Annotated in this window: 1 protein-coding gene; it reads left to right on the plus strand. The window is 49.3% G+C overall.

Translation table 11 applies throughout. The features are described 5' to 3' along the window. Positions 1 to 420: Ig-like domain-containing protein (locus GTU69_RS16975; RefSeq protein ID WP_240921752.1), on the plus strand; the 420-nt coding region annotated here is incomplete at both ends.

Genomic DNA, 420 nt, shown 5'->3' on the forward strand with positions numbered 1-420 from the left:
AGCTTGGTGATGTCGTCAGCCTCAACATTAACGGCAAGTTGTATAACACAACTGTTCAAAGTGGTGGCTTGTGGAATGTTGATGTTGCAGGTAGTGATCTTGCAGCGGATAGCGACAGCAAAATCAATGGCAGCGTCTTGGTTCATGATCTTGCGGGTAATAGCTTCACGGCTATTGCGACAGAAAGCTATGCAGTTGACACGACAGCACCGACATTAACCATCAGTGCTGCTGATCTGAAACTTGCAGCAGGTGAAAGTACCACGATTACTTTCAGCTTTAATGAGCCGGTCAGCGGCTTTAGCCAAGGTGATGTGATTGTAGTGGGTGGCAGCTTAAGTGCGATCACACCGGATGCAACTGGCCAGACCTGGACGGCAACGTTTACCCCGGATGGCTCAGGTACAGCACCAAGTATCA

The organism is Acinetobacter sp. SA01 (assembly GCF_011319235.1).
Taxonomy (GTDB): Bacteria; Pseudomonadota; Gammaproteobacteria; order Pseudomonadales; family Moraxellaceae; genus Acinetobacter.